Genomic DNA, 20,128 nt, shown 5'->3' on the forward strand with positions numbered 1-20,128 from the left:
CGCTTCATGCCATGTGAGACGGGCCACACTGCCGCTGGGGGAGTGTGGACGTCTGTCTGGCGCTTTCAGCGCCGGTCTCACCCACACCACAGAAACAAGGAGGCGGAATGCGCTTGGGTCGTATTTCCAAAGCAGTGGGCGTGGCGGCAGCAGCTGCCATCGCCCTCAGCGCCTGCGCGGGCAACAGCGGCGGGACAACCCCGACCACTGCGGCGGCAGCAAGCAAGCAAGGCGGATCGGCAACTGTAGTAGAGGTGAACGCGTTCAATACGTTCAACCCGAACACGGCCGATGGCAACACTGACATCAACTCGAAGATCAGTTACGCCACGCACTCGGGCTTCTTCTACATCGACAACAAGCTCAACGTTGTCCGCAATGAGAAGTTCGGCAAGATGGAAAAGGTCTCCGACGATCCGCTGACGGTGAAGTACACCATCAACGACGGCGTGAAGTGGTCCGACGGCACTCCTGTCACCGCGGCTGACCTTGTGCTGCAGTGGGCCGCCTTCTCGGGTTACTACAACGATGCAGATGCGGAAGGTAAGACTGGAACGTCCTACTTCTCCTACGCCGGTGACCCCACCGGTATCGCCCTCACCGACTTCCCGGAACTCGGTGACGACGGCCGCAGCATGACGCTGAAGTACTCCAAGCCCTTCGCGGACTGGGAAATCGCCATCGGCGGCCCCGGCATCGACATCCCGGCGCACGTCCTGGCCAAGAAGGCGGGCCTGGCGGACACCAAGGCCTTCATTGACCTGCTCAAGGGCATGCCCCGCGGCGATTCCAAGGCCCCGAAGCCGGCGAACGCACAGCTCAAGGCTATGGCGGACCTGTGGAACACCGGCTTTGACACCAAGACCCTGCCGGCTGATCCGAGCCTCTACCTCTCCAACGGCCCGTTCCTCGTCAAGAGCGTCAACCAGGACCAGTCCCTGACCATGGTCAAGAACAAGGACTACAACTGGGGCCCGGAAGCCCAGCTGGACGAAATCACCGTCCGCTACATCGGCGAGGCACCCGCCCAGGTCCAGGCGCTCAAGAACGGCGAGGCCGACATCATCGCCCCGCAGGCATCCGCGGACACCGTGGAGCAGCTCAAGGCACTCGAAAGCCAGGGCGTGACGGTCGACGTCGGAAACCAGCTCGCGTACGACCACATCGACCTGAACTACTCGGGCCCGTTTGCCGACAAGAACGTCCGCGAGGCGTTCATGAAGGCCGTCCCGCGTACGGACATCGTCGACAAGATCGTCAAGAAGCTGGATCCGAAGGCTGCACCGCTTGACTCCCAGCTCTTCGTTCCGGACCAGGCCCCGTACTCCGAGTCGGCCAAGAACAACGGTTCCTCTGCCTACCAGGGTGTGGACATCGAGGGTGCCAAGAAGCTCCTCAACGGCGCCACCCCCGAAGTTCGCATCATGTACAACAAGGACAACCCCAACCGTGTTGACGCCTACTCCCTGATCAGCGAGTCCGCCACCAAGGCCGGCTTCAAGATCGTCGACGGCGGCCTCGGCAAGTCTGACTGGGGCAAGGCCCTTGGCGACGGCAGCTACGACGCCACGATCTTTGGCTGGAGCAACTCCGGTGTCGGCGTGTCCGGCGTTCCGCAGATCTTCAAGTCCGGCAACGACTCCAACTTCAACCAGTTCAGCGACCCCGCAGCCGACAAGCTGATGGACGAACTGATTGTCACCACCGACAAGAGTAAGCAGGATGGCCTCGTAACGCAGATTGACAAGATGATCTGGGATTCGGCCTATGGCCTGCCGCTGTTCCAGTCGGTTGGCGTGGACGCGTACAGCGACCGCGTCACCGGTGTGAAGTACATGCCGAACCAGACCGGCGTTTGGTGGAACTTCTGGGAATGGGCACAGAAGTAGCCCGCGACCCCAAGTAACACTGCTGGAAAGGCGTCGGGACCACAGCTTCTTCGGTCCCGGCGCCTTTCTGGCGATATCCTGACGATGCCGTGGTCCCGCCGCCACATCGGCGGGAACCTGCCAAACTCCGCGACCGGTCCGGGCGATCCCTGGGCCCAAATTCCGAGGTTCTATTTCAATGGTGACCTACATCTTCCGGCGGCTCGTGACTGCCGCCCTCATCCTTCTCGGTGCGTCCTACCTCGTGTATCTCCTGACAGCGGCGTCCGGCGATCCCTTGGAGGAATTCCGCGCCAACCCCTCGCCGCAGAAGCAGCAGCTCATGGACGCAAGGACCGAGCTCCTGCAACTGGACACCCCTGCCCCGCTGCGGTACTTCAAATGGTTCGGCGGCGCGGTCCAATGCCTCGTTCCGTTCGCCAACTCCTGTGACCTCGGGAAAAACATCGCCGGCCAGCCCATCACCGAGGCCCTCGGCTTCGCGCTCATCCAGACCCTGACCCTCGTCACCGCGGCAACGGTGCTCGCCATCCTGATCGGCATCACCCTGGGTATCATCACCGCCCTGCGGCAGTACAGCACCCTGGATTACGGCGTGACGTTCATGGCCTTCCTGTTCTTTTCCCTGCCGATCTTCTGGGTCGCCGTCCTGCTCAAGGAATTCGGCGCCATCGGCTTCAACGACTTCCTGCGAAATCCCGACGTGCCGCTGACCGCGGCCCTCGGGATCGGCGTCGTCGTCGGTGCAGTGACGGTCGTCGCGGTGGGCGGACCCATGCGGCGCCGGCTGCTGGCCGGCGCCGGCGCCTTCGCCTTCGTCGCCGCGGTGCTCACCTACTTCTCCGCCACGGAGTGGTTCAAGACGCCGGGCCTGGGCCCAGTGGTCATCGCCATCGCCGGTGTGGGTATCGCGTTCGCCGTGACCCTGCTCACTGCCGGATTGAAAAACCGCAAAGCCCTGCAGTCGGCCCTGATCTCCGTCGGCGTCGGCGTTGTGCTCTACTTCCTCCTTCAGCCGCTGCTGAACGAGGCCACGTTCCTGATGATCGTGCTCCTGGCGGTCGCCTTCGTCCTGATCGGGATGGGCATCGGCTACCTGGTGGGTGGCTACGACCGCGGACAGTCCATGCGGGCCGCGGGCATCACCTCGTTCCTGGTCGGCTTCCTGATCCTGCTGGACCGGTACATGCAGGCATGGCCCAGCTACTTCAACAACAGCCGTGTGCGCGGCCGGCCGATCGCCACCATCGGTGCCAGCACGCCGAACATCCAGGGCGACTTCTGGGTCCTGAGCCTCGACTCCTTTACCCACCTGATCCTGCCCACCCTGGCCCTGATCCTCATTTCGCTGGCCAGCTACACGCGGTTCACCCGGGCTTCGATGCTCGAAATCATGAACATGGACTACATCCGCACGGCCCGGGCCAAGGGCCTGAGCGAGCGGACCGTCATTATGCGCCACGCCTTCCGCAACGCCCTGATCCCGATCGCCACGATCGTGGCCTTCGACATCGGGGCACTGATCGGCGGTGCCGTCATCACCGAAACAGTCTTCGCGGTCCGCGGCATGGGCTTCCTCTTCCTGGACGGGATCCAGCACACCGATCCCAACCCGGTCATGGGCGTTTTCATCTGCGTGGCCATCACGGCCATGGTCTTCAACCTCATCGCGGACCTCGCCTATTCCGCACTGGATCCGCGTGTAAGGGTAAAAGCATGAGCCAGCCAAGTCAGCAGGAAGTAATGATGGCCGAAGACGAAGCCTCGCGGGTATCAGCCGCGGCCGGCATTGAGCCGGTCCTTGAGGCCAAGGGCCTCAGCCAGGGCCAGATCGTCCGGAAGCGGTTCCTCGGACACTCCGGCGCCATCATCGGCCTCGTGGTCTTCTCCTTCATTTTCATCCTGGCCTTCACCTCGGTGGGATACCTGGGGATCCCCGGCTGGTGGAAGTACAACCACACGCAGGTCTCGCCCCTGGTCAACGGCGGCGCGCCCACCTCCTCGTTGTGGCCGCTGGCCTGGGGCGAACATCCGTTCGGCCAAGACCGGATCGGCCGCGACCTTTTCGCCATGACGATGCGCGGCGCGCAGCAGTCCATCACCATCATGCTCGTGATCGGCCTCATCGCGGGCCTCATCGGCGTCGTGGTCGGCGCCATCTCCGGCTACTTCCGGGGCTGGGCCGAGGCCATTCTGATGCGCCTGACCGACATCATCATCATCGTTCCCGCGCTGCTGCTGGCCGCCGTCATGGCCGCTCTCGCCGGACGCCGGGACCAGGGAAGCTGGTTCGCTTCGTTCGCCAGCACCAACGGCGTCCTGGCCCTCGGAATCTTCCTGGGCCTGATCAGCTGGGTCGCCCTGGCCCGCCTGATGCGCGGGGAGTTCCTGTCCCTGCGCGAACGCGAGTTCGTGGATGCGGCCCGGATATCCGGCGCCAGCAACGCGCGGATCATCTTCAAGCACATCCTGCCCAACGCCGTCGGCGTGCTGATCGTGAACGTGACCCTGACAATGTCAGCCGCGATCCTCACCGAAACGGCGCTGAGCTACCTCGGCGTCGGCGTCAAGGCCCCGGACACGTCCCTGGGCCTGCTCATCTCGCAGAACCAGCAGGCCTTCGCCACGCGGCCCTGGCTGTTCTGGTTCCCGGGCATGTTCATCGTGCTTATCTGCCTCAGCATCAACTTCATCGGTGACGGTCTGCGGGACGCCTTTGACCCGCGGCAGAAGAAGTTCAACGCCAAAAAGGCGGCCGATCAAGGGGACCCCGCGGTGCAGGCAGGCGCCGGCACTGGCCTCGACGCTTCCGCGCCCGAGTATCCCCGCAACGACGGGCCGGCTGACGGAACACGGGGCCAGTAGATGCCGGCCCCGTGCAGGACGGTTCTAGCCGGCGGTAATCGCCAGGTAGCTCGCCGCCAGGAGCAGTACGACGGCGCCAATCGCCACCCAGCGGACGGTGACGGTCGCGGTGCTGGAGGCGTCGTCGGCGGCGAGCTGCCCGCCCTCCACCAGGTCCTGCCACCGGGCCCGCACCAGCATGGCAGCCTGGCCGGAGTCTGTGGTCTTCAGATCTCCCGGACGGACCGACTTGCCAGGACCGTAGGTGGTGGCCGGCAGGCCGTGGAGGTCTTCCGGGCGGGCGTGGCGGCCACCCCAGATGCCGGGGGCGGGCGCGGCCCAGGACGTGTAGCTCTTCTCGGCGGTGACCAGCGTGAGGGCAAAGCGGGTATCGACGTGCACCAGCGCGGCCCAAGGGACCTCAATCGAGCGGAACGGATTTTCCAGGGTGACGCCGGCGTCGTGGACTACGACGGACGGCATCCAGAACAGTTGCCAGCCCATGAAGGCAATAAAGGCCAGCGGGGCAATGCCGCCCAGCGCCCCCGGACCTGCCATGACCACCGTTACCACGACACCGAACGCGGCCACCGCCCAGGACAGCCAGGCGAACCATTTGTTGGTTCGCGCTTTGAAGACTTCAACTTTTCCGGCGTGCGGCGCAGAGCTCATGCCCCCCATAATTCAGTATTCCGAGCCGCAGCACTAATCCCCGGTGCACCGGCGGCCCGGCGGAAGGATAGCCCATCATGACTGACTTCATCACCATCGATCCGCCGGCGTCACCCGTGCCAGGCAGAGGTGAACCCGTCCTGGAGGTCCGGGACCTCAGCGTGGATTTCGGCGTGGACAAGAAATGGGTCCCGGCCGCGATCGGCCTGAACTACGAGGTCCGGGCCGGTGAAGTGCTCGCAATTGTGGGGGAGTCCGGCTCCGGAAAGAGTGCCAGTTCAATGGCGCTGCTTGGTCTGCTGCCCAGTAACAGCCGTGTGACAGGAAGTGTCAAGCTCGCCGGCCGGGAGCTGCTGGGGACCAATGAGGCCAATATCCGCGCAGTGCGCGGCAAAGACGTCGCGGTGATCTTCCAGGAGCCGATGACGGCCCTGAATCCGGTTTACACCGTGGGGTCGCAGATTGTGGAAACTGTGCGTCTGCACAACGAAGTTTCCCCGGATGAAGCCCGGCTCCGGGCCCTGCGGATGCTGGAACTTGTCGAACTGCCCGATCCGGAGAAGGCCTTCCGGTCTTACCCGCACCAGCTTTCCGGCGGCCAGCGCCAGCGCGCCATGATCGCGCAGTCGCTCTCCTGCGACCCGAAGCTGCTCATTGCCGATGAGCCGACCACGGCCCTCGACGTGACCGTCCAGGCCGAAATCCTTGACCTGATGCGCAACCTGCGGAACAAACTGGACAGCGCCATTGTGCTCATCACCCACGACATGGGGGTGGTGGCAGACCTCGCCGACCGGATCGCCGTCATGCGTAGAGGCGTCATCGTGGAGACGGGGACGGCAGCGCAGATCTTCCACAACCCGCAGCACGAGTACACCAAGGCGCTGCTGGCTGCGGTCCCACACCTGGGCCAGGGTGGCGCGGATTCCGTGGCGGACGTGGACGTCACCGCCGCCCTCGCCGCTGCGACCCACGTCGAGATCCTCTCCATTCCGGAAGACGAGCTGATCCGGAGGGAGCGCGAGAATGCCGCCGCCCTGGCCGCGGCCGAGGCGGCCAAGCCGAAGGGTGATCCGGTCCTGGAGCTCAGCGATGTCGCCATCGAGTACCCGAAGCAGGGCCGGGTGCCGGCCTTCCGGGCCGTGGAAGGGGCCAACCTGGTCATCTATCCCGGACAGGTGGTCGGCCTCGTCGGCGAGTCCGGTTCCGGCAAGACCACGATCGGCCGGGCCGCTGTCGGCCTGCTGCCGGTGGCGGCAGGCACCATGCGGGTGGTCGGGCAGGACATTTCCGCCGCCAAGAAGAACGGCCGCCAGCTCCACGAGATGCGCCGGCACGTCGGCATGGTGTTCCAGGATCCGTCGTCGTCCTTGAACCCCCGGCTGCCCATCGGCGAAAGCATCGGGGAGCCGATGTTTCTCTCAGGTGTCGCGAAAGGCGCCGAATTGCAGCAGCGGATCGAGGCGCTCCTGGACCAGGTCGAGCTGCCGCGGAACTACCGCAACCGCTACCCGCACGAACTCTCCGGCGGGCAGAAGCAGCGCGTGGGGATCGCGCGTGCCCTCTCGCTCAAGCCCAAGCTCATGGTCGCCGACGAGCCCACCTCCGCCCTCGACGTCTCCGTCCAGGCCAAGGTGCTCGACCTGTTCCAGAATCTGCAGAAGGAGCTTGGGTTCGCCTGCCTGTTCGTCACCCATGACCTCGCGGTGGTGGACGTGCTCGCGGACCGGATCTGTGTCATGCAGCGCGGCAGGATCGTGGAGCAGGGGACCCGCGACCAGATCCTCCGCAACCCCCAGGAGCCCTACACCCAGCGGCTTTTGGCCGCGGTTCCGCTGCCGGATCCTGACAAGCAGCGCGAGCGCCGCGAGCTGCGCGCGCAGCTGCTGTCCGGGGCCAGCTAAGGCTTACCGGGAGGCTCGGAATATGCGCGAAGAACCGGCAGATTCCAGTTAATCGCAGGTAACCCAGGTCACACCGCGGGCGAATACTACCAGTCGGTAGCGTGTGACTTGAAATACACCCTACTTGACGGTAACGGTCATGAGATTGTCGGATCACGGTTTGGCAACAGAGTTCCAACATTTGGACGTTTTAGGGCTAGGCTACTTCCATATGTAGGCCACGTCACAGGGGATACCCCTGTGCCTGCTTACGGGGAAGCATAAGTTTTTCCCTCACGAACTCCCACAACTCATAGGAGGCGGAATGCGTTTTTCGCGCACTTCCAAAGCACTGGGCATGGTGGCTATCGCCACCCTCGCCCTGACCGGATGCGGTGCCAGCGGCTCCGCGACCGGTAGCGGCAGTACCGGCGGCGACACCAGCAAAGTGATCCTCGCCGATGGCTCCGAACCCCAGCGTCCCCTCATGCCCGCCGACACCAACGAAGTTGGCGGCGGCAAGGTCATCGACATGATCTTCGCGGGCCTGGTCAGCTACGACCCCAGCGGCAAGCCGGTCAACGAACTCGCCGAGTCCATCGAGGGCAAGGACGGCCAGCACTTCACCATCAAGGTCAAGAAGGACCAGAAGTTCACGAACGGCGAGGCCATCACGGCCAAGTCCTTCGTCGATTCCTGGAACTTCGGCGCCGCAGCGAAGAACGCCCAGCTCAGCGGTGGCTTCTTCGAAAGCATCAAGGGCTACGACGAAGCCAGTGCAGAAGGCTCCACGGTCGAGACCATGTCCGGTCTGAAGGTCGTTGACGACCAGACGTTCACCGTTGAACTGAAGCAGCCGGAATCTGACTGGCCGCTTCGCCTGGGCTACACCGCGTTTGTTCCGGTTCCCTCCGGCGCCCTGAAGGACCCGAAGGGCTTCGGCGAGAAGCCGGTCGGCAACGGCCCGTACAAGCTGGCGGACGGCGGCTGGCAGCACAACGTGCAGATCCAGCTCGTTCCGAACCCGGAATACAACGGCCCGCGCAAGGCCAAGAACGCCGGCGTGACCTTCAAGATCTACCAGAACGACGACTCTGCCTACCAGGACCTGATGTCGAACAACCTGGACATCCTGCAGACCATCCCGACCAGCGCGCTGAAGAACTTCAAGTCTGACCTCGGCGACCGCACCATCAACAAGCCGTACGCCGGCAACCAGACCATCGCCATCCCGGAATACCTGCCGGAGTGGAGCGGCGAGGCCGGCAAGCTCCGCCGCCAGGCGATCTCCATGGCGATCAACCGCGAAGAGATCACCAAGGTGATCTTCAACGGCGCCCGCCAGCCTGCCAAGGACTTCACGGCCCCCGTGCTTGACGGCTACAGCGACTCGGTCGCCGGTGCCGACAACCTCAAGTTCGACGCCACCAAGGCCAAGGAAGCCTGGACCAAGGCCGACGCGATCCAGAAGTGGGACGCCAACAAGACCTTCACCATTGCCTACAACGCCGACAAGGGCGGACACAAGGCTTGGGTTGAGGCAGTAGTCAACCAGCTCAAGAACACGCTCGGCATCAAGGTTGAAGGCAAGCCGTACGCCACCTTCAAGGAAGCCCGCAACGACGCCACCGCCAAGACCCTCACCGGCTCCATCCGTGCCGGCTGGCAGGCAGACTACCCGTCGCTGTACAACTTCCTCGGCCCGATCTACAAGACCGGTGCCGGCTCCAACGACGCCAACTACGCCAACCCGACGTTCGACAAGGCCATCTCTGAGGGCCTGAACGCCGCGTCGGTCAGCGACGGCAACAAGGCCATGAACAAGGCCCAGGAGATCCTTCTCCAGGACCTGCCGGCCATCCCCCTGTGGTACCAGGTTGCCCAGGGCGGCTGGAGCGACAAGGTCTCCAACGTCGACTACGGCTGGGACGGCGTCCCGCTGTACTACAACGTAACCGGTAAGTAACAACAAAACGACGGCGGGGGCCGCCCATACTGGGGCCTCCGCCGTCGTCGTGCTTCCCCTCCATTTATTTTCTTGATGCCCGGCTCTTTCGGGCGAACTTTTCGCAGCCCTGCCGCCGTGAGTGAACCGGCGCCGGCCTGCATCCATAGTGAAAAGGTTCTTTGATGAACAACTCCGCCGCATCCCTGGACAGGATGCCTGCCAACGAGGGTGTGACTCGCTGATGTCGACATACATCCTCAAGCGTTTCCTGCAACTGATTCCCGTCTTCCTGGGCGCAACACTGCTGGTCTATTTCCTGGTCTTCAGCCTGCCCGGTGACCCAATCGTGGCCCTCTTCGGCGACAAGCCGGTGAACGAGGCCGTGGCTGCCAAGCTGCGTATGCAGTACCATCTGGACCAGCCGTTCTGGATGCAATACCTGCTTTACCTCAAGAGCATCTTCACGTTTGACCTCGGTCAGGACTTCTCCGGACGCCCGATCGCCGCCGTGCTCGGCGAGGTCTTCCCTGTCACGGCGCGGCTGGCCATCATGGCCCTGATCTTCGAGGCCTTTTTCGGCATCGTCTTCGGCCTCATCGCCGGCCTGCGCAAGGGCAAGTTCTTTGACGCCACGGTCCTGGTCGCGTCCCTGGTAGTGATCGGCATCCCGATCTTCGTCCTGGGATTCCTGCTGCAGTTCACCATCGGCGTCCAGCTCGGCTGGGCCAAGCCGACCGTCAGCTCCGCCGCGACCGTCCCGGACCTCATCCTGCCGGCGATCGTGCTGGGACTGGGTTCCTTCGCCTATGTCCTGCGCCTGACCCGCACGTCCGTGATCGAAAACATGAACGCCGACTATGTGCGCACCGCCACCGCCAAGGGCCTCTCCCGGTTCCAGGTAGTCCGCGTCCACATCCTGCGCAACTCCCTGATTCCCGTCATTACGTTCCTGGGCGCCGACCTCGGTGCCTTGATGGGCGGGGCAATCGTCACGGAAGGAATCTTCAACGTTCCGGGCGTAGGCAACCGGCTCTACCGGGCCGTGCTGTCCGGGGAAGGGCCCACGGTGGTCTCGATCGTCACCGTCCTGGTCCTGATCTACTGCCTGTCCAACCTGCTCGTTGACCTGCTTTATGGCTGGCTTGACCCGAGGATCCGTTATGACGCCTGATAACACCACCACCACCGCACGGCACGCCGATTCCCGCCGCCCGGCCCGCCGTACCGAGCACTTCGTGGCCGATGTCTCCGAGACCCCGCTCCAGACGACGGACCGGGTCAAGGACGAAGCCGCACCGCTGAGCCTTTGGGGCGAGGCCTGGAAGAACCTGCGCAAGCAGCCGCTCTTCCTCATCTCCGCATTCCTGATCCTGGTGGTCGTGGCGGTCTCCGTCTTCCCCGGATTCTTCTCGCAGATCGACCCGACCTCGGAGGCCTGCCAGCTGGCCAACTCCGACGCCGGCCCCGCCGCGGGCCACCCGCTGGGCTTCACCCAGCAGGGCTGCGACGTCTACGCCCGCGTCATCTTCGGTACCCGGTCCTCCGTGACGGTGGGCCTCTTCACGACCATCGGAGTGCTCTTGATCGGCGGCATCCTGGGGGCCGTGGCCGGCTACTACGGCGGCTGGATCGACTCCGTACTGGCACGCATCAATGACATCTTCTTCGCCCTGCCGCTGATCCTGGGCGCGATCGTGCTCATGCAGCTGCCGATGTTCCGGACGAACCGGACGGTCTGGACGCTGGTGCTCATCCTGGTTGCCTTCGGCTGGCCGCAGATCGCCCGCATCACCCGCGGCGCCGTCATTGAGGTCCGGAACGCCGACTTCGTCACGGCCGCCCGCTCGCTGGGCGTCTCGAAGTTCGGCGCCCTCATGCGCCACGTGATGCCGAACTCGCTGGCCCCGATCATCGTCGTCGCCACCATCTCCCTCGGCACGTTCATCGTGGCCGAATCCACGCTGTCCTTCCTGGGCATCGGGCTGCCGCCCAGCGTCATGTCCTGGGGCAATGACATCCAGGCGGCGCAGGCCTCACTCCGGTCCAACCCGATGCCGCTGCTCTACCCGGCCATCGCGCTGTCCATTACCGTCCTGAGCTTCATCATGCTGGGCGATGCCCTGCGTGATGCCCTCGATCCCAAAGCCCGCAAGCGATGAAAGGGGACACCATGAGCGCCTCTGTTGACTTCCAGGAAGCTGAGTACGCCACTGAGCGCCCGCTGCTTGAAATCAAGGACCTGGCCATCGGGTTCACCACCAGCAACGGCGAGGTCAACGCCGTCCGCAACGCCCACCTCACCGTCATGCCGGGCGAAACCGTCGCGATTGTGGGCGAGTCGGGCTCCGGCAAGTCCACCACCGCGCTGGCTGCCATCGGCCTGCTCCCGGGCAACGGGCGCGTCGCGGCAGGCCAGATCCTGTTTGATGGCGAGGACATCTCCAACGCCAGCGAAAAGCGGATGATCGAACTCCGAGGCAACAGCATCGGCATGGTCCCGCAGGACCCGATGTCCAACCTCAACCCGGTGTGGAAGATCGGCGACCAGGTCCGCGAGACGCTGAAGGCCAACGGACTCCCGAGCGGCCCCGACGACGTCGCCAAGGTCCTGTCCCAGGCCGGGCTGCCCGACGCCGGCAGCCGCGCCAAGCAGTACCCCCACGAGTTCTCCGGCGGCATGCGCCAGCGCGCGCTGATCGCGATCGGGCTCGCCTGCCAGCCGCGCCTGCTCATCGCGGACGAGCCGACGTCGGCGCTCGACGTCACCGTGCAGCGCCAGATCCTCGATCACCTGGACAAGATGACCACGGAACTGGGCACCGCGGTGCTGCTGATCACGCACGACCTCGGCCTCGCCGCCGAGCGCGCCGACCAGGTGGTGGTCATGTACCGCGGCCAGGTTGTCGAATCCGGGCCCTCGCTGGAGCTGCTGCAGAACCCGCAGCACCCGTACACCCAGCGGCTGGTCGCCTCGGCGCCGTCGCTGGCGTCCCGGCGCATCCAGGCCGCCAAGGAACTCGGCGTGGAAACCGACGACATGCTCGCCCCGAGCGAGACCGGAGTGGTTGAGCCGGCCAAGTCCGACGACGTCCTGCAGATCCAGAACCTCAGGAAGGTCTTCAAGCTGCGTTCGGGCCTGGGCAAGTCCACGGACTTCACCGCCGTCGACGACATCTCCTTCAACGTCAAGCGGGGAACCACGACGGCGATCGTGGGGGAGTCGGGATCCGGCAAGTCCACGGTGGCTCAGATGGTCCTGAACCTCCTGACGCCGACCTCCGGCAAGATCATCTTCGACGGCGTGGACACCTCCACGCTGAACAGCAAAGAGCTCTTCGCCTTCAGGCGCCGCGTGCAGCCGATCTTCCAGGACCCGTACGGTTCACTGGACCCGATGTACAACATCTTCCGAACCATCGAGGAACCGCTGCGGACCCACAAGATCGGGGACAAGGCCAGCCGCGAGAAGAAGGTGCGCGAGCTGCTGGACCAGGTGGCGCTGCCGCAGTCCACCATGCAGCGGTACCCCAATGAGCTCTCGGGCGGCCAGCGCCAGCGCGTCGCGATCGCCCGCGCCCTGGCCCTGGATCCCGAGGTGATCATCTGCGACGAGGCTGTCTCCGCACTGGATGTGCTGGTGCAGGCACAGGTGCTGAACCTGCTCGCCGAACTGCAGTCCCGGCTCGGCCTCACCTACCTGTTCATCACCCACGACCTCGCGGTGGTCCGGCAGATCGCCGACCGCGTGTGTGTCATGGAGAAGGGCAAACTGGTGGAGACGGGCTCGACGGACGACGTCTTCGAGTCGCCGCAGCAGGACTACACCCGGGCGCTGCTCAACGCCATCCCCGGCGCCGGCCTCATGCTGCCGCCGGAAATGGAAGTGGCCTGAGCGGCCGCTTTCCTTAGGGCTTGAACAAGTCCGCCGCCAGCAGCCTCTACCAGCAGTTGGCAGCACCGGAGCCGGTGTCCTCCCCTTGGGGCGGGCGCCGGCTCCTTTGCTGTGCTGTGGGCCGCGTCCTGCGCTAGCGGGACGGGCCCACGCTAGTGGCCCGTCCTGGGCCAGCGGGACAAACCGACGAGCATGCCGGGGTCAGCGTAGTCAAACCCCATGAACTGCAGTCGCTGGCCGAAAACGGCGCCCAGGGCCGCGTGGCCCTGCCTGTTCAGGTGGACGCGGTCCGCCATCGAGCCCGTCAGGTTGTACCGGGTGAGCCAGTCGCCCGCGCTGACGAACGGCAGCCCGTGGCGGTCCGCCACCTGCCCCAGAAGCGTGTCCACTTCGCTCCGGCGTCCTCCGCCATAGTGGGCGCCACGCGCAAGCGTGCCGACCATGAGCATCCGGGCAGCGGGGTAACGCCGTTGGATGCTGGCGATCAGCCGATCCGCGTTGGCGACGATCTGCGCATTCGAGGCGCCGCGTGCGGCGTCGTTCCCGCCGCCTTCGATCACCACGAGGGGAGGAGTACCGTACGGGAGTTTCCAGTCTCCACGCTGGAGTGCGTCAATGAAGTTGCCGGTTTTGCCGCTGGACGCCACGAAACCGGTGCCGCCCCGGCCGCAGAAGAAGACTTTGTACCCAGCCGCGGCCAGACCCTGCCTGGGCCAGCCATAGGACGGTTCCGATTGTGAGTCGCCAATCAGCACGGCGATTTTGCCGGTGTCCTTCACGATGATCTCGTTGCGGCCGTTGGCGGGATTGCGATAGATCGAGCCGCTCGGCAGAGCGGCGGGGTCGATGGTGGATCCGATACGCGTCTTCGCCGCGGACCCGGCCGCGACCGGCACGCCGGCGCCAATGGCCGATCCCGCCTCGCTGCCAGTCATTGGGGCGCCCGAAGATCCCGCCTCTGATGATCCCGCGTCGGAAGAGCCCACTTCGGAAGAGCCTGCGTCCTGCGCAGGTGAAAAAGAGGCCTGTCCGCAGCCGCCAAGAACCGCGCCGGTGGCGATCATCATTGCGACGAAGCGGGACAGGGCCGAGGCGTTTCGCATGAATGTCTCCGGGCTTGCTTGCTGCTATCAGAGCAATGATGGTGCATGCGCGCCGGAATATCCAGTGACTTTACTCACATGTAACCGACCACCTCCGTGCACCCGTCCTGCTCTGGTGACGGTGCGGCAGCCGGTCGCCGTTCCGCATTTTAGGCCAATAAATGACCTAGCGTTTAGAATGGTAGTAGGTGCCCTGTGCCAAAGGGACTTATCCGTCGTGCGTTCCGGTTGGAAATGTCGCGATACCACAGCTGACTTCACCACTGAATCGAGCAATAACGCATGTCTGAAACCACCACCAACACCGCGGTAGCCACTGCATCGCGCAGTGACCTGCGCAACGTCGCGATCGTGGCCCACGTTGACCACGGCAAGACCACTCTGGTCGACGCCATGCTCAAGCAGACCAACTCCTTTGCCGCGCACAACCACCTCGAAGACCGGGTCATGGACTCCGGTGACCTCGAGCGTGAAAAGGGCATCACCATCCTGGCCAAGAACACCACCGTGGCCTACAACGGACCGTCCTCCAAGGGCGAGACCATCACCATCAACGTCATCGACACCCCCGGCCACGCCGACTTCGGTGGCGAGGTCGAGCGCGGCCTGTCCATGGTCGACGGCGTCGTCCTCCTCGTCGACGCTTCTGAGGGCCCGCTGCCCCAGACCCGCTTCGTCCTGCGCAAGGCCCTGGCCGCGCACCTTCCGGTGATCCTCCTGGTCAACAAGACCGACCGTCCCGACGCCCGGATCGAAGAAGTCGTCCACGAGTCCATGGACCTGCTCCTGGGCCTGGCTTCGGACCTCGCCGACGAAGTTCCGGACCTCGACCTGGACAAGATCCTCAACGTCCCCGTCGTCTACGCCGCCGCCAAGGTTGGCCGCGCGTCCCTCGAGCAGCCGGCCGACGGTTCGGCTCCCGACAACGAGGACCTCGAGCCGCTCTTCCAGGCCATCATCGAGCACATCCCGGCACCGACGTACAACCCGAACGGTGTCCTGCAGGCCCACGTCACCAACCTGGACGCCTCCCCGTTCCTCGGCCGCCTCGCGCTGCTGCGTATCTACAACGGCACCCTGCGCAAGGGCCAGACCGTTGCCTGGGCACGTGCCAACGGCGAAATGAAGAGCGTCAAGATCACCGAACTGCTGGCCACCAAGGCCCTGGACCGCGTTCCGGCCGAGTCCGCCGGCCCCGGTGAGATCGTCGCCGTCGCCGGTATCGAGGAGATCACCATCGGTGAGACCCTGACAGATGTCGACAACCCGCAGCCGTTGCCGCTGATCACTGTTGACGATCCGGCCATCTCCATGACCATCGGTATCAACACCTCGCCGCTCGCCGGCCGGGTCAAGGGCGCCAAGGTTACGGCCCGCCAGGTCAAGGACCGCCTGGACAAGGAACTGATCGGTAACGTCTCCATCAAGGTGCTCCCGACCGAGCGCCCGGATGCCTGGGAAGTCCAGGGCCGTGGCGAGCTTGCGCTGGCCATCCTGGTTGAGCAGATGCGCCGCGAAGGCTTCGAGCTGACCGTCGGCAAGCCGCAGGTTGTCACCCGGACCGTCGACGGCAAGATCCACGAGCCGATGGAGCACATGACCATCGACGTGCCGGAAGAGTACCTCGGCGCCGTCACCCAGCTGATGGCCGCGCGCAAGGGCCGCATGACCAACATGGCGAACCACGGCACCGGCTGGTGCCGCATGGAGTTCATCGTTCCGGCCCGTGGCCTGATCGGGTTCCGCACCAAGTTCCTCACGGACACCCGCGGCGCCGGCATCGCAGCTTCCATCTCCGAGGGCTACGAGCCCTGGGCCGGCCCGATCGAGTACCGCACCAACGGTTCGATGATCGCTGACCGCGCCGGTGTTGTGACGCCGTTCGCCATGATCAACCTGCAGGAACGTGGCTCCTTCTTCGTCAAGCCCACGTCCGAGGTCTACGAGGGCATGATCGTGGGCGAGAACTCCCGCGCCGACGACATGGACGTGAACATCACCAAGGAAAAGAAGCTCACCAACATGCGTGCAGCCTCCTCCGACACCTTCGAGAACCTGACACCGCCGCGTGATCTGACCCTCGAAGAGTCCCTCGAATTCGCCCGCGAAGACGAGTGCGTCGAGGTTACGCCGGACTCCATCCGCATCCGGAAGCTCATCCTGGACATCAACCAGCGCGCCAAGTCCAACCGCGCCCGCGCCAAGGTCTAATCCCGGTCTCCGGGCTTCGGCCACAACGTGACTAAGAGAGCTGCCGGTATGGCAGGCGGCATTGCCGCCGCCGTACCGGCAGCTCTTTTTGTTGCCCTGGCCGGGACGGCGCTGCACCGCCACGATCTGGTCCTGGGCGGCGTGGACGTCCCGTGGGGCGCCGTCGCGGCGCTCGTGCTGCTGGGCTCGGTCCAGCTATGGCTCGGGGCGGCGTTCCGTTCAGTCGTCCCGACGGTGGCCTGCGGAGTCCTCTGTTACGCGCTGGCAGGCTGGTGGTCCACCCTGGAAGCCGGGAAGCGCCTGGTCATCGGCGACACCGCGGGCAATATCTGGGTTTTCGGCATCGCAGGCATCACTGTGGCCATGCTCGCCTGGTGCCGGCGCTACAGGCGGCCGACCGGCTAAGCCCGGCCCGGACTGGCCGGCCCTGCTCCCCGCCCCGGACATGCCCATTTCTCGATCGCCCGAGTGGGCACAGTGGCATTATGTCCGGCGCCCGGTTGGTGCGCGGGACATGTCCAGTCGCTGGCTCCGGCCGAGTTTTACGCGACCCTGGCCCGGCCGGCACAGTTTTCCACATACCGCGGGATCCGACTTCCAGGGCGCAGAGTGCGGACTCCAACATGGGTGAATGGCCAACATCATCGAGGTGCTCTCGAATTACGACGGCGTCGCCCGCGCCAAATATATTGCCGCTGCGGGGGTTTCCGATTTTCAGCTCAAGTCGGCGATGGCCTCGGGATCCGTGTCCCGGGTGGCCCGCGGCATCTATGCCTTGCCCGGTGCGGACGCGCAGCTGATCGCCATACGCTCGCTTCCGGCGGAACCGGCGTGCATCACCGCGGCCCACTTCAGCGGCCTGTGGGTCCTCGAAGCCCCGGCCCAGCCGCACGTTGCCCTCACCCACAGCAGGAACTACCAGGGCTTCGTCTGTCACCGGGCTTCCGTGCCGCCGACGCTCCTGGACACGGTTATCCAATGCTTGCGCTGCTTGCCCGAACCTGACGGGCTGATCATCGCCGAATCCGCCGTCGTGTTGAAGGGGCTTCCGCTGGGTTCGTTGCGTCAGCGGCTCGATGGCCGGAACGACTCCCGGGAGCGCCGGATCGTGTCGGCGATTGTCCCGCAGTCGCAGTCGGTCATTGAGTGCCTGGCCCGGTTCCTGCTGCGGCGGGCCGGCTTCCATGTTGAATCGCAGGTCAACGTTCCGGGGATGGGACACCTGGACCTGATGGTCGATGGCCGTCTCGGCATCGAAACTGATGGGGCCGGATTCCACATGGACAGAGCGAGCTTCGAGGAAGACCGGCGGCGTTGGAACGTCGCGACCCGCCGGGGAATACCGACACTTGTTGTGACGTACCCGCTGCTGAGGGACCATCCCGAGGATTTCATCACAATGGTCCGGGAAGCACTGAACAGGCTGTCTGCCGCCGCCTAGAAGCGGGCTCGACGTCCATCTTTGTGCGCTCTTGCGCTGCGCCTTGGCACGGTGGTCCTGCACTGCGCTCAGCCACCACTGGACATATCCATTGCACTGTCAGTGCACCACTGGACATGTCCCTTGCACTGTCAGTGCACCACTGGACATGCTCCGCGCTGGCTCGCGGCGATGAGCATGGCGCTGAAATGTTCATCTCCGGCAACGAGAGGAGGGCATGTCCAGTGGTCGCGAGGGGTGGGRCTGGACATGTCCGCTGGTCGGGTKGTKCGGAGGGCATGTCCAKTGGTCGGCGGGTGGGGAGGGCATGTCCACTGGACCAACCACCCGGGAACCGCGGGTCAGGTGCCCTGAACGCGCGGGGCCCGGCGCGGTGGGGGCGGCGGGACTTCCTTGGCAGCCACTACAAGGGGGAGTGCAATGGCGACGTCGGCGCGGCGGGTGCGGACGGTACACACGCCGTCGGCGCATTCCACGAGCTCGCCAAGGGCATCCGTCAGGCCGCCGTCGATCCGGTACCGGACCACAACGCGGGTGCCGAGCGGGGCGCCGGAGAGGAACTGTTGGGGCAAGGGCAAAGGCGAGCTCATCAGATCATCGTAAGACGCGGAGCGTGTATGACGTCCCGCTAGGTTCGCGGGAACAGGCTGGGAGATAATAGGCTCAGAAGTCAGCAGCCCGGCTCAGGGCCTGGAATTCATCCGGCCGGTCGCCGGAACCAACGTGGAAAGGCCAGGGACGTGACGTACGTAATCGCGCAGCCGTGTGTAGATGTCAAAGACAAGGCATGCATTGAGGAGTGCCCCGTCGATTGCATTTACGAGGGTGAGCGTTCCCTGTACATCCACCCCGACGAGTGCGTGGACTGCGGTGCCTGTGAGCCGGTCTGCCCCGTGGAGGCGATCTACTACGAGGACGACACCCCCGAAGAGTGGGCCGACTACTACAAGGCCAACGTCGAGTTCTTCGACGAACTCGGTTCCCCGGGCGGCGCCGCGAAGGTCGGGAACACCCACACCGACCACCCCATGATCGCCGCCCTGCCGCCGCAGAACCAAGAAAACTAGGACGGCACTACGGTGACATCCGCGGTGCGCACCTTCGGCCTGAGCCTGCCCGACTACCCGTGGGAGGCCATGGCGCCGTATCTCGCCAGGGCAGCCCGGCACCCGGCAGGAGCCGTCAACCTTTCCATCGGAACCCCGGTGGACCCGACGCCGGCCCTCATCCAGGACGCGTTGCGCGCCGCCGCGGACGCCCCCGGCTACCCCACGGTCCACGGGACGCCGGCCCTGCGGGAAGCAATCGCCGGCTGGTTTGCCCGTCGGCGCGGCGTTCCGGGGATCGATCCGCAGAATGTGATGCCGACGGTGGGTTCCAAGGAACTCGTCGCTTGGCTGCCGTTCCTGCTCGGCCTGAAGCCGGGCGACGTCGTCGTCCGCCCCACAGTCGCGTACCCCACCTATGACATCGGTGCCACCTTCGCCGGTGCGGAGCAGGTCGCCGCCGACGACCTCGACGAACTTGACGCCAGCACCCGGGCCCGCGTGCGCCTGGTCTGGGTCAATTCACCGGCCAACCCCACCGGCAGCGTCCGTGACATCGCGTCGCTGCGGCGGATCGTCCGGCAGGCCCGCGAGCTCGGCGCCGTCGTCGCGTCCGACGAATGCTACGCCGAACTCGGTTGGGGGGAGTGGGACGTCCAGCGCGGCGGCACCCCGGTCCCCAGCATCCTGGACCCGCAGGTCGCAGAAGGCTCCCACGATGGCCTGCTCGCCGTTTATTCGCTGAGCAAGCAGTCCAACGTGGCCGGCTACCGGGCGGCATTCATCGCCGGCGATCCGGTGATCATGGCGAACCTGGTCAACAGCCGCAAGCACGCCGGGATGATTGTTCCTTATCCGGTCCAGGAGGCCATGCGGGTGGCCCTCGGCGACGACACCCACGTCCAGGCCCAGAAAGACCGGTACAGGGGCCGGCGGGAACGGATCGTGCCCGCGCTGGAGGGTTTCGGCCTGGCAATCCACGAGTCGAGGGCGGGTCTCTATCTGTGGGCCACCGCCGGCGAGGCGACGTGGGACACCGTGGGCCGGCTCGCGGACCGCGGAATCGTCGTCGGCCCCGGAGTGTTTTACGGCGACGCCGGCAACGGGTTCATCCGTGTGGCGCTGACCGCCAGCGACGAAAGGATCGACACCGCCGTATCGCGGCTGGCCCCGGAAGCGTAACAATGCTGTGACGCGTG

16 protein-coding genes are annotated in these 20,128 nt (G+C 65.1%); 13 read left to right on the forward strand and 3 right to left on the reverse strand.

What is annotated here, in order from left to right; all coding sequences use genetic code 11:
• Positions 1-107 precede the first annotated feature (107 nt).
• The 3 genes from AC1DZQ_RS08225 (at position 108) to AC1DZQ_RS08235 (ending at position 4,754) form a co-directional block, all read left to right on the forward strand.
• Positions 108-1,889 (forward strand): ABC transporter family substrate-binding protein, encoded by a 1,782-nt coding sequence (locus AC1DZQ_RS08225; protein WP_476963058.1) that lies wholly within the window; start codon positions 108-110, stop codon positions 1,887-1,889.
• A gap of 178 nt (positions 1,890-2,067) precedes the next feature.
• A complete protein-coding gene (locus tag AC1DZQ_RS08230; protein ID WP_476963059.1) occupies positions 2,068-3,609 on the forward strand; it encodes an ABC transporter permease in 1,542 nt (513 codons plus the stop codon).
• A 26-nt stretch (positions 3,610-3,635) separates the two neighbouring features.
• Positions 3,636-4,754: an ABC transporter permease gene (locus AC1DZQ_RS08235; RefSeq protein WP_476963219.1), complete on the forward strand. Its 1,119-nt coding sequence runs from the start codon at positions 3,636-3,638 to the stop codon at positions 4,752-4,754.
• Between the two features lie 24 nt (positions 4,755-4,778).
• Here the strand turns inward: AC1DZQ_RS08235 and AC1DZQ_RS08240 are convergent, their stop codons facing one another.
• On the reverse strand, positions 4,779-5,405 hold the full coding sequence (locus AC1DZQ_RS08240; protein ID WP_476963060.1) for a PH domain-containing protein: 627 nt from the start codon (positions 5,403-5,405) through the stop codon (positions 4,779-4,781).
• A 77-nt stretch (positions 5,406-5,482) separates the two neighbouring features.
• Between AC1DZQ_RS08240 and AC1DZQ_RS08245 the strand changes: the two genes are divergently transcribed.
• The 5 genes from AC1DZQ_RS08245 (at position 5,483) to AC1DZQ_RS08265 (ending at position 13,128) form a co-directional block, all read left to right on the forward strand.
• Entirely contained in the window at positions 5,483-7,309 is a 1,827-nt protein-coding gene (locus AC1DZQ_RS08245; protein ID WP_476963061.1) for an ABC transporter ATP-binding protein, read from the forward strand.
• A 304-nt stretch (positions 7,310-7,613) separates the two neighbouring features.
• Positions 7,614-9,254, forward strand: a complete 1,641-nt coding sequence (locus tag AC1DZQ_RS08250) for a peptide ABC transporter substrate-binding protein (protein ID WP_476963062.1) — start codon at positions 7,614-7,616, stop codon at positions 9,252-9,254.
• A gap of 223 nt (positions 9,255-9,477) precedes the next feature.
• Positions 9,478-10,407 carry an ABC transporter permease gene (locus tag AC1DZQ_RS08255; protein ID WP_476963063.1) on the forward strand — a complete coding sequence of 310 codons (930 nt, stop codon included), beginning with the start codon at positions 9,478-9,480 and terminating at the stop codon, positions 10,405-10,407.
• Positions 10,397-11,395 (forward strand): ABC transporter permease, encoded by a 999-nt coding sequence (locus tag AC1DZQ_RS08260; protein ID WP_476963064.1) that lies wholly within the window; start codon positions 10,397-10,399, stop codon positions 11,393-11,395. The genes AC1DZQ_RS08255 and AC1DZQ_RS08260 overlap by 11 nt, the downstream gene beginning before the upstream one ends.
• A gap of 11 nt (positions 11,396-11,406) precedes the next feature.
• The gene (locus AC1DZQ_RS08265; protein ID WP_476963065.1) at positions 11,407-13,128 is read left to right on the forward strand and encodes an ABC transporter ATP-binding protein; all 1,722 of its coding nucleotides are present in this window, start codon (positions 11,407-11,409) and stop codon (positions 13,126-13,128) included.
• Between the two features lie 152 nt (positions 13,129-13,280).
• Here AC1DZQ_RS08265 and AC1DZQ_RS08270 read toward each other — a convergent pair whose 3' ends face one another.
• A complete protein-coding gene (locus AC1DZQ_RS08270) occupies positions 13,281-14,063 on the reverse strand; it encodes an SGNH/GDSL hydrolase family protein (protein WP_476963066.1) in 783 nt (260 codons plus the stop codon).
• Between the two features lie 450 nt (positions 14,064-14,513).
• On the opposite strand from AC1DZQ_RS08270, the gene typA reads away from it, so the two are divergent.
• The 3 genes from typA to AC1DZQ_RS08285 all read left to right on the forward strand — a co-directional run bounded on the left by typA (position 14,514) and on the right by AC1DZQ_RS08285 (position 17,883).
• Positions 14,514-16,442 carry a translational GTPase TypA gene (gene typA, locus AC1DZQ_RS08275; protein ID WP_476963067.1) on the forward strand — a complete coding sequence of 643 codons (1,929 nt, stop codon included), beginning with the start codon at positions 14,514-14,516 and terminating at the stop codon, positions 16,440-16,442.
• Between the two features lie 48 nt (positions 16,443-16,490).
• Positions 16,491-16,847 (forward strand): hypothetical protein, encoded by a 357-nt coding sequence (locus tag AC1DZQ_RS08280; protein ID WP_476963068.1) that lies wholly within the window; start codon positions 16,491-16,493, stop codon positions 16,845-16,847.
• A 226-nt stretch (positions 16,848-17,073) separates the two neighbouring features.
• Positions 17,074-17,883, forward strand: a complete 810-nt coding sequence (locus AC1DZQ_RS08285; protein WP_476963069.1) for a type IV toxin-antitoxin system AbiEi family antitoxin domain-containing protein — start codon at positions 17,074-17,076, stop codon at positions 17,881-17,883.
• 341 nt (positions 17,884-18,224) lie between these two features.
• Here AC1DZQ_RS08285 and AC1DZQ_RS08290 read toward each other — a convergent pair whose 3' ends face one another.
• Entirely contained in the window at positions 18,225-18,473 is a 249-nt protein-coding gene (locus AC1DZQ_RS08290; RefSeq protein WP_476963070.1) for a putative acetyltransferase, read from the reverse strand.
• 150 nt (positions 18,474-18,623) lie between these two features.
• On the opposite strand from AC1DZQ_RS08290, the gene fdxA reads away from it, so the two are divergent.
• Complete coding sequence (gene fdxA / locus AC1DZQ_RS08295; RefSeq protein ID WP_028275689.1) at positions 18,624-18,950, forward strand: ferredoxin; 327 nt, start codon at positions 18,624-18,626, stop codon at positions 18,948-18,950.
• A 12-nt stretch (positions 18,951-18,962) separates the two neighbouring features.
• Positions 18,963-20,111 (forward strand): succinyldiaminopimelate transaminase, encoded by a 1,149-nt coding sequence (dapC, locus tag AC1DZQ_RS08300; RefSeq protein WP_476963071.1) that lies wholly within the window; start codon positions 18,963-18,965, stop codon positions 20,109-20,111.
• The last annotated feature ends 17 nt before the right edge of the window (positions 20,112-20,128 follow it).

Source organism: Arthrobacter sp. P1_C12_2 (genome assembly GCF_056406415.1).